Annotated in this window: 2 protein-coding genes and 1 riboswitch; of the genes, one reads left to right on the forward strand and one right to left on the reverse strand. The window is 74.7% G+C overall.

All coding sequences use genetic code 11. The features are described from left to right. Positions 1-35: 35 nt before the first annotated feature. Complete coding sequence (locus tag HMPREF3099_RS08690) at positions 36-1436, reverse strand: O-acetylhomoserine aminocarboxypropyltransferase/cysteine synthase family protein (protein ID WP_083323654.1); 1401 nt, start codon at positions 1434-1436, stop codon at positions 36-38. 250 nt (positions 1437-1686) lie between these two features. After that, positions 1687-1787: riboswitch (SAM riboswitch) on the reverse strand. A 102-nt stretch (positions 1788-1889) separates the two neighbouring features. Here HMPREF3099_RS08690 and HMPREF3099_RS08695 point away from each other — a divergent pair. Then, a partial coding sequence (locus tag HMPREF3099_RS08695; protein WP_168168493.1) for an aminotransferase class IV occupies positions 1890-2378 on the forward strand: 489 nt, incomplete at its 3' end.

Below are 2378 nucleotides of genomic sequence, written 5' to 3' on the forward strand. Positions count from 1 at the left end.
GGCGGACACCGCGCCACGCCTCGGGAGCGTGGCGGTCACCGCGCACCCCCGACAGCCACGGCCGCGAACCCCCGCTCGAGGTCGGCGCGCAGGTCGTCCACGTCCTCGATGCCGACGCTGAGCCGCACCAGCCCGGGGGTGACGCCGGCCGCGCGCTGGTCGGCCTCGGAGAGCTGGGCGTGCGTGGTGGATGCCGGGTGGATGACCAGCGAGCGCACGTCGCCGATGTTGGCCACGTGGCTGTGCAGGCGCAGGGCGGAGACGAAGGCGCGCCCCTCCTCGGCACCGCCGGCCAGCTCGAAGGAGACGACCGAGCCGGGACCGTCGGGCAGGTAGCGCGCCGACACCGCGTGGGAGGGGTGGTCCGGCAGCCCGGCCCAGTGGACGCGCTGCACCTGCGGGTGCTCGGCCAGCCAGTGCGCGAGGGTGCGCGCGTTGGACAGGTGGCGTTCCAGACGGAGCGTGAGCGTCTCCAGGCCCTGGGCGATGAGCCACGCGTTGAAGGGCGAGACCGAGGCCCCCAGGTCGCGCAGGAGCACCACGCGGGCCCGCAGCACGTAGGAGAGGTTCACCCCGAACACCCCGTCCGCGCCCAGGTCACGGCCGAAGACGATGCCGCCGTAGGTCTCGTCCGGCTCGGTGAAGTGCGGGAAGCGGTCGCCATGGGCCGTGTAGTCGAAGCGCCCGGCATCGACGATGGCACCGGCCACCGCGGTGCCGTGCCCGCCGAGGAACTTGGTGGCCGAGTAGACCACCACGTCGGCCCCGTGCTCGATGGGGCGCAGCAGCGCCGGGGTGGCGATGGTGTTGTCCACCACCAGCGGCACGCCCACCTCGTGCGCCACCTCCGCCACGGCGGCGATGTCGAGCACGGTGCCCGAGGGGTTGGAGACGGTCTCGCCGAAGAACGCCTTGGTGGCGTCGGTGGCCGCGGCGCGCCAGGCGGCGGGGTCGGCCGGGTCCACGAAGGTGACGTCGATGCCCAGGCGCTTGAGGGTGACGGCGAAGAGGTTCTGCGTGCCGCCGTAGAGGTGGGACGAGGCCACCACGTGGTCGCCGGCGTCGCACAGGTTGAGCAGCGCCAGGGTGGTGGCGGACTGGCCGGAGGAGAGCAGCAGGGCGCCCACCCCACCGTCCAGGGCGGCCAGGCGGTCCTCCACCACTTGCGTGGTGGGGTTGTTGAGGCGCGTGTAGATGGGGCCCAGCTCTGCCAGTGCGAACCGGTTGGCGGCCTGGTCGGCATCGGCGAAGACGTAGCTGGTGGTCTGGTGGAGCGGCAGCGCGCGGGATCCGGTGTCGGAGTCGGGCACCTGGCCGGCGTGGACGGCGCGGGTGGCCAGGCCCCACGTGGTGGGGTCCAGGGCCTCGGCGGAGGGGGCGTCGGCGGTGGCGCGGGTGGTCGGGGTGGTCTCGGTGGCGGTGGTGGGCTGGGTCATGGCGTCTCCTGGGTACGGGGGACCGCCCCGGCGCGAGGGCGCATCGGGGTGCGGTCAGCCGGCCACCCGATGGGGCGGCGGCGGGGAAAGGGGGTCGTCAGCCTCAGGACGAGGCTCGGCGCAGGGGGCTCAGGCGGCCCGCTGCGCCGCCGGCATTCGCCGCGACGCCCAGGAGGTGCCCGACATCGAGGTGCGGGCGGCGCCACTCAGGCGGGGGTGAGGGGAGGTGCGGTGCTGCATCTCGAACTCCTTCGCATCGTTCGTGGCAGTGGCACCCGTGGTCGGACCTGTCGGTCCGCCGGGTTGCCGCGGCGTCGTGGAGCCACGTCTCTCGGCCGCTCTGGATGAGGTGTCCACGACCGTAGGCCACGGACCCGGTGACCGCAAACCCCTGTGACCGATGCCGCACAATGAGCGGCCGTGCGAGTGATGCCCGGAGAGCGGAGGAGGAGCGTGGAGGCCGCAGCAGCACCCGAGCCGGTGGTGGTGACCTCGTGGCGCCACGTGGACGGCTGGTGGCCGGGGCGCCTGCACCACCTGGAGCGCACCGTGGCCGCGGCCGCGCGCACCTGGCCGGGCGTGCCGGACTGGGCCGAGAAGGTGGTGGCCGCCACCCACGAGATGCCGGCCGAGCTGGCCGAGGGCGAGTGGTTCCCCCGGCTGGAGGTGCGCACCACCGGGGTGACCGTGCTGCTGCGCCCCGCGCCGCCGCGTCGTCCCGCATCGAGGCTGTGGACCCTCCCGGGAGCCGACCCGCGCACCGCTCCCGAGGTCAAGGGGCCGGACCTGGCGGTGCTCGCCGACGCACGCCGCACCGCCCTGGGGCGCGGCGCCGACGACGCCGTGCTGCTCTCGTCCGCCGGCCACGTGCTGGAGGCGGCCCACGGCACCCTGGCCTGGTGGGAGGAAGAGGTGCTCACCACTCCCCCGGCCGCCGGGCGG

Origin of the sequence: Kytococcus sp. HMSC28H12 (assembly GCF_001816045.1) — a bacterium.
GTDB classification, from domain to species: Bacteria; Actinomycetota; Actinomycetes; order Actinomycetales; family Dermatophilaceae; genus Kytococcus; species Kytococcus schroeteri.